5 protein-coding genes and 1 pseudogene are annotated in these 6,184 nt (G+C 70.0%); 4 read left to right on the top strand and 2 right to left on the bottom strand.

The annotated features are described in order from the left end of the window. The first annotated feature begins 15 nt into the window (after positions 1-15). A complete protein-coding gene (locus ABZ454_RS32585; RefSeq protein ID WP_356325869.1) occupies positions 16-2,553 on the top strand; it encodes an FHA domain-containing protein in 2,538 nt (845 codons plus the stop codon). Between the two features lie 80 nt (positions 2,554-2,633). On the opposite strand, the gene ABZ454_RS32590 is transcribed toward ABZ454_RS32585, so the two are convergent. Next, complete coding sequence (locus ABZ454_RS32590) at positions 2,634-3,401, bottom strand: transglycosylase SLT domain-containing protein (protein ID WP_359543179.1); 768 nt, start codon at positions 3,399-3,401, stop codon at positions 2,634-2,636. Between the two features lie 444 nt (positions 3,402-3,845). Between ABZ454_RS32590 and ABZ454_RS32595 the strand changes: the two genes are divergently transcribed. The 3 genes from ABZ454_RS32595 to ABZ454_RS32605 all read left to right on the top strand — a co-directional run bounded on the left by ABZ454_RS32595 (position 3,846) and on the right by ABZ454_RS32605 (position 6,027). Continuing rightward, positions 3,846-4,991: a GAF domain-containing sensor histidine kinase gene (locus ABZ454_RS32595; RefSeq protein ID WP_359543174.1), complete on the top strand. Its 1,146-nt coding sequence runs from the start codon at positions 3,846-3,848 to the stop codon at positions 4,989-4,991. Continuing rightward, on the top strand, positions 4,984-5,628 hold the full coding sequence (locus ABZ454_RS32600; protein ID WP_356326046.1) for a response regulator transcription factor: 645 nt from the start codon (positions 4,984-4,986) through the stop codon (positions 5,626-5,628). Before ABZ454_RS32595 ends, ABZ454_RS32600 begins: the two co-directional genes overlap by 8 nt. A 147-nt stretch (positions 5,629-5,775) precedes the next feature. Continuing rightward, on the top strand, positions 5,776-6,027 hold the full coding sequence (locus ABZ454_RS32605; RefSeq protein WP_356326044.1) for a chaplin family protein: 252 nt from the start codon (positions 5,776-5,778) through the stop codon (positions 6,025-6,027). 77 nt (positions 6,028-6,104) lie between these two features. Here the strand turns inward: ABZ454_RS32605 and ABZ454_RS32610 are convergent. After that, positions 6,105-6,184 (bottom strand): annotated as a pseudogene (locus tag ABZ454_RS32610) (SRPBCC family protein); the annotation flags it as partial.

The raw sequence follows: 6,184 nt of genomic DNA on the forward strand, positions 1-6,184 counted from the left end.
TTCGGGGGACAACTAGTGGGGCGCGGAGTGCCGGAACTCGTACTGGAATTGAATGGCAGGACCTGGACGCTCGATCCGTCCAGGCCGTACACCCTCGGACGTGATCCGCAGGGCGACATGACGATCGACGACGCCAGAGTCTCGTGGCGGCATGCCACGATCAGCTGGAGCGGACGCGGTTGGTTCATCGAGGACCACGGCAGCACCAACGGCACGTATGTGCAGGGCCAGCGGATCCATCAGATGGAGATCGGGCCCGGCTCCACCGTGAACCTGGGCAACGCCACCGACGGACCGCGGCTGAGCTTCAGCGGCGCCGACGTGTACAGCGGGCAGGCCGCCGCGGGCGCCCAGGCCCCCGCCCAGCAGCCGCAGCAGGCCCCGCAGCAGCAGCCGGGGCCCGGCGCCCAGCAGCCGCCCGCCCAGCCGCAGGCCTGGCAGCAGACACCGCAGGCCCAGCCGCCGCAGCCCCATGTGCCGCAGCAGCAGGGCAGGGCACCGGCTCCCCACGGCGGCGCGGCGGGGGCGCCGCCGGTGTACGGCGACCGGAGCCCCACCACGTTCCACCACCTGGCGCTCGGCCGGGTGATGCGGATCGGCCGTGCGCTGGAGAACGAGCTGGTCGTCTCCGACCTGCAGGTCTCGCGCCACCACGCCGAGTTCCACGCGACGCCCGACGGCCGTTTCGAGATCCGCGACCTCGGAAGCCACAACGGCACCTACGTCAACGGCCAGCCGCTGTCGAAGTCCGGCTCCGCGCTCATCGGCGCGAACGACATCGTCGGCGTCGGTCACTCGACCTTCCGGCTGGTCGGCGACCGGCTCGAGGAGTTCGTCGACACCGGCGAGGTCTCCTTCGCGGCCCGCCACCTCACGGTGACGGTCGACGGCGGCAAGCAGATCCTCAAGGACGTGTCGTTCGGCGTCCCGGAGAAGTCGCTGATCGGGGTCATCGGACCGTCCGGCTCCGGCAAGTCCACCCTGCTCAAGGCGCTCACCGGCTACCGGCCCGCCAACCAGGGCGACGTCCTCTACGACAACCGGAACCTGTACAAGCAGTTCGCCGAGCTGCGCCAGCGCATCGGCCTGGTCCCGCAGGACGACATCCTGCACAAGGAACTGACCGTCACCCGGGCCCTGAAGTACGCGGCCAAGCTCCGCTTCCCCGCGGACACCACCGAGGCCGAGCGCCAGTCCCGGATCCACGAGGTCCTCGCCGAGCTCAAGCTCGACATCCACAAGGACAAGAAGGTCACCTCGCTCTCCGGCGGCCAGCGCAAGCGCGTCTCCGTGGCCCTGGAGCTGCTGACCAAGCCGTCGCTGATCTTCCTGGACGAGCCGACCTCGGGTCTCGACCCGGGCATGGACCGCGATGTCATGCAGCTGCTGCGCGGCCTGGCGGACGACGGACGCACCGTCCTCGTCGTCACGCACTCGGTCGCCGAGCTGGCCATCTGCGACAAGCTCCTGGTGATGGCGCCGGGCGGTTCCGTCGCCTACTTCGGCCCGCCGGAGGAAGCGCTCAACTTCTTCGGCTACACCACCTGGGCCGACGTCTTCTCCGCGTTCGAGAACTACCGCGACTACGACTGGGCGGGGCGCTGGCGCGGTTCGCAGCACTACCAGATGTACGCCGCGGACATCGACGCCGTCGCCGCGCAGCCCGTGCACATGCCGCCGCACCAGCAGATGCGCCCGCCGAAGCCGCAGGGCTGGATGACCCAGCTGTGGACGCTGATGCGCCGCTACGTCTCGGTGATCGCGTCCGACAAGGGCTTCATGGGGCTCATGGTGATCCTGCCGGCGGTGCTCGGCATCGTCAGCGTGGTCATCCCCGCCGACTTCGGCCTCGCCCCGCCGAAGCCGCCGTCCCGGTTCAACGGCGACGCCGGCACGATCATGCTGATCCTGGTGATCGGCATGACGTTCTCCGCCGCGGCCAACTCCGTACGAGAGCTGATCAAGGAACGCGTCATCTACGAACGGGAACGGGCCACCGGCCTCTCCCGCTCGGCCTACCTGATGTCCAAGGTGATCGTGCTCGGCGTGATCACGGCCATCCAGGGCGTCATCATCTGCGGCATCGGCTTCGCCACCCGCGATCTTCCGGCGGAGGGTCTGATCATGCCGCCGGCCGTGGAGCTCTGCGTGACGATCATCGCGCTCGGCTTCACCTCGATGATGTTCGGCCTGGTGATCTCCTCGCTGGTGAAGACCGCCGAGAAGACCATGCCGCTGCTGGTCATGTTCGCGATCGTCCAGGTCGTCTTCACCGGCATCCTCTTCCAGGTCTACGGTTCGCCCGGCCTGGAGCAGTTCGCCTGGCTGATGCCGTCCCGCTGGGCCATCGCGGGCGCGGGCTCCACGCTCGACCTCGCGCACCTCATGCCGCCGTGGGACCAGAAGAACCCCACGGACCTGGACCCGCTGTGGGAGCACACGGCCGGCCAGTGGGGGATGAACATCGCGGTGCTGCTGGTCCTCGGCATCATCTGCGGGGTGGCGGTCGCACGGCTGCTGCGCCGCCACGAACCCGAGGTCATGCGCAAGTAACGGGCGCCCCGCGCCCGGCACGACGCCGAAGGGCGGCGCCCCCCACGGGGGGTGCCGCCCTTCGGCGTGATCCGGACCGGTCAGTACGCGCTGTCGACGTTGTCGATCGAGCCGTACTTGTCGGCGGCGTAGTTGGCCGACGCGGTGAGGTTGGCGACCGGGTCGTACTGGGTGTGGGGGGTACCGCTGACGTGGTAGGCGTCGAACGTCGGCTTGATGATCTGGAGCAGACCGATCGACGGAACACCGTTGATCGCGTTGATGTCCCAGTCGTTGATGGCGTTCGGGTTGCCGCTGGACTCACGCATGATGTTGCGGTGCAGGCCCTCGTAGGTGCCCGGGATGCCCTTGGCCTTCATGATGGACAGGGCTTCCCTGATCCAGCCGTCCAGGTTGTTCGCGTACACGTGGGTACGGGTCTCGGAGCGGCTGGCGGTGTGCGTGCTGCGCTTGGCGGCGGCCTTCTTGGCCTTCCACTGCGCGGCGGCCTTCTCCTTGGCCTCGGCCTTCTTGGCGTTCGCCTCGGCGACGGCGACGGCGTTGATCTTCGCCTTCACGGCGGCGGCCTTCTTGGCCTTCGCGGCGTCGATGGCCTTGACCATCTTCTCGGCGCTGGAGTGCTGCTCGATGAGGCTGGCCTGGATGGTCCTGGCCTGCGGGGCGCCGGCGGCGGACCCGAAGACGACCGGGGAGGCGGAGAGCGCCTGGGGCTCGGTCTCGGCTTCGGCGTTACCCGGCACGAGGGACAAGGAGAGGGCAGCGGCGGCGACGGCGGAGATGCCGGCGACGGAGAGCTTCTGGGTCTTGTTCAGACGGCGGAAACGGCCGGAGATGCTGGACGCGGACATACAGGCGTACCTCTTCGAATCGCGGAAGTCCTCACGGAGGACGAAGACGGGAAGCGACATCGCATCTCCGTCGGGGACGAGTGCAATTGTTAGCGGCCGCAAAATGGCGTGGCAAAGGTGTGACGTACGAAGCCGGATAGTGGAACACGGAGGCGTTGGCGGCCATGAATCCTCGCCCATGACCACCCAAATCGCCCTTATCGCTCCACTAGGCGGCTTCGTAAGTGACGTGGGTCCTATGCGCGGCCTCACATCGAGCGGGTAACGGAATCACCGTTAGTTGCTCAAGCGATTCGGAGTGTGAGGTTCCGGTCCAAGACCGGTCCTGGGAGAAACGGCCCCGGGGCCGGACAGCCCCTAGGCGGAAGGTCCTAGTCCCTGCGCCCCGGTCAGGGCCGTCCACAGGCGGATACGGGGCGCGCGGCCCGCCGGTACCTTGAGGCCATGAGCCATCGCCCCCCGTCGGGCCTCGCAGCAGTGAGCGCCGCGCTGCTCGCCATGAGCAGGCACCTCGAGATGCGGGACGTCCTGAAGACGATCGTCGCCTCGGCCCGCGAACTCCTGGACGCCGAGTACGCGGCCCTCGGGGTCCCCGACGACCACGGGGGCTTCGCCCAGTTCGTCGTCGACGGCGTCAGCGACGAGCAGTGGAAGGCCATCGGCCCACTGCCACGTCAGCACGGCATCCTCGCCGCGATGCTCCACGAGGCGAAGTCCGAGCGCCTGGCCGACGTCCGCAAGGACCCGCGCTTCGAGGGCTGGCCGGACGCCCACCCCGACATGTCCGACTTCCTGGGGCTGCCGATCAGGGACGGCGACGACACCATCGGCGCCCTCTTCCTCGCCAACAAGCGCTGTCCGAAGCCCGAGGGCACCTGCGGATTCACCGCCGAGGACGAGGAACTACTGGCGATCCTCGCCCAGCACGCGGCGATCGCCCTCACGAACGCCCGGCTGTACGAACGCAGCCGCGAGCTCACCATCGCCGAGGAGCGCTCCCGGCTCGCCCACGAGCTGCACGACGCGGTCAGCCAGAAGCTCTTCTCCCTCCGGCTCACCGCCCAGGCCGCCGCCGCCCTGGTGGACCGGGACCCGGCACGCGCCAAGGGCGAGCTCCAGCAGGTCGCCGCCCTGGCGGCGGAGGCGGTCGACGAACTGCGCGCCGCCGTGATCGAACTGCGCCCCGCCGCACTCGACGAGGACGGCCTCGTCGCCACCCTCCGCACCCAGATCCAGGTCCTGGACCGCGCCCACACGGCCGCCGTCACCTTCGGGAGCGTGGGCGTACGGGCCCTGCCCGCCGCCCAGGAGGAAGCACTGCTCCGGGTCTCCCAGGAGGCCCTGCACAACGCCCTGCGCCACTCGGGGGCCGAGCACGTCGACGTCACCCTCACCCGCCGCGACGGCGGCACGGTGCTGCGGATCACGGACGACGGCCGCGGCTTCGAACCGGCGGCCACCCGCCGGGCCGGGCGGCACCTGGGCCTCGTCTCGATGCGGGACCGCGCCGACGGTGTCGGCGGGAAGCTCACCGTTGAATCGGCGCCCGGCAAGGGCACCACGATCGAGATGGAGGTGCCCGGTGGCTGACAGGCTCATCAGGGTGCTGCTGGTCGACGACCACCAGGTGGTCCGCCGCGGCCTGCGCACGTTCCTGGAGATCCAGGACGACATAGAGGTCGTCGGCGAGGCGGCCGACGGCGCCGAAGGGGTGGCCAGGGCGGAGGAGCTGCGTCCCGACGTCGTCCTGATGGACATCAAGATGCCGGGCACCGACGGCATAGAGGCCCTGCGCGGGCTCCGCGAGCTGGAGAACCCGGCCAAGGTCCTGATCGTCACCAGCTTCACCGAACAGCGCACCGTCGTCCCCGCCCTGCGCGCCGGCGCCTCCGGCTACGTGTACAAGGACGTCGACCCGGACGCGCTGGCCGGTGCCATCCGCTCGGTGTACGCGGGCCATGTCCTGCTCCAGCCGGAAGTGGCCGGTGCGCTGCTCGCCCAGGACGAGCCCGGCACGGGCACGGGCCGGGGGAGCACCCTCACCGAGCGGGAGCGGGAAGTCCTCGGCCTGATCGCCGACGGCCGGTCGAACCGGGAGATCGCACGGGCTCTGGTGCTCTCCGAGAAGACCGTCAAGACGCACGTCTCGAACATCCTGATGAAGCTGGACCTGTCGGACCGCACCCAGGCGGCACTCTGGGCCGTGCGGCACGGGGCGGCGGGCTGAGAAGACGAGGAACGGGGCGTCACCTTCGGGGCCCCGTTTTCATACTCCCGGGTGCACGTCACCCGAACGGCGCATCCTCTTTCGGCCAGGGGCGTTCTCCAGGCGTGCTGCGGCGGTCGGCCGCGGCGACGCGAGGAGGATCCTGAAGTGAAGAACCTGAAGAAGGCTGCCGCCGTCACCCTGATCGCCGGTGGCATCATCGCCGCCGGTGCCGGAGCGGCCTCCGCCACCGGTCACGGCGGCGCCGGCGCCCACGGTGTCGCGGCCCACTCCCCGGGTGCGGCCAGCGGCAACCTCATCCAGGTCCCGGTCCACGTCCCGGTGAACGTGGTCGGCAACACCGTCAACGTGATCGGCCTGCTCAACCCGGCCTTCGGGAACTTCGGCCTGAACGGCTGACGCCCCGCACCCACGGCGATGCCGCCGGCCGGCCCCACGGAGGACCGGCCGGCGGCACCGCGCCGTCCGCCTCCATCCGCGCCCACCGTCTCCCGGAACGCGAGCCCGCCCCGCAGCCGCACCTCGCGCCCCGCACCACCGTCGAGCGGCAGCGCCG

Source organism: Streptomyces sp. NPDC005803, assembly GCF_040630435.1.
Lineage (GTDB): Bacteria > Actinomycetota > Actinomycetes > Streptomycetales > Streptomycetaceae > Streptomyces.

Excerpts from the sequence above, each read along its gene's own strand:
- ABZ454_RS32590 (WP_359543179.1), bottom strand. The coding sequence starts at position 3,401 with ATGTCCGCGTCCAGCATCTCCGGCCGTTTCCGCCGTCTGAACAAGACC.
- ABZ454_RS32595 (WP_359543174.1), top strand. The coding sequence starts at position 3,846 with ATGAGCCATCGCCCCCCGTCGGGCCTCGCAGCAGTGAGCGCCGCGCTG.